The 504-nt window shown below is 73.8% G+C and carries 1 pseudogene; it reads left to right on the top strand.

Annotated features, from left to right (window positions below):
- A pseudogene (locus CTKZ_RS18475) lies at window positions 1-504 on the top strand (hypothetical protein); the annotation flags it as partial.

The following is a 504-nucleotide window of genomic DNA, read 5'->3' as shown; positions in this document are numbered from 1 at the left end:
CAGTCGCCGGACGGCACCCGCCCCGCGTCGAACGGGACGGCTCCCGGGGCGCTCAGCGGCGCCGCGTCCGACGCGTCGGCGGGGGCGTCGGCGGGCCACGCGTCCGGCGCGGCCGGGCGGGCGTCGACCAGCGCGGGCGAGGTGCGGGAGCACCGGCTCGGTGCGGCCGCCCAGCCGTTCACGGAGCCGTTCACCGAGCCGTTCACCGAGCCCTTCACCGAGCCGTTCACGGAGCCCTTCACGGAGCCGTTCACCGAGGCGCTCACCGCGAACCCGTTCACCGAGCCCTTCACCGAGCCGTTCACGGAGCCCTTCACCGAGGCGCTCGCAGCCAACCCGTTCACGGAGCCGTTCACGGAGCCGTTCACCGAGCCGTTCACCGAGGCCCTCGGCGCGAACCCGTTCACCGAGCCCTTCACGGAGCCGTTCACCGAGCCCTTCACGGAGCCGTTCACCGAGCCCTTCACGGAGCCGTTCACCGAGGCCCTCGGAGCGAACCCGTTC

The sequence above is a fragment of the Cellulomonas algicola genome (assembly GCF_003851725.1).
In the GTDB taxonomy this organism is placed as follows: Bacteria; Actinomycetota; Actinomycetes; order Actinomycetales; family Cellulomonadaceae; genus Cellulomonas; species Cellulomonas algicola.
Note: the sequence above shows the minus strand (reverse complement) of the source record. Positions and strands in the feature narration are given on the sequence as shown.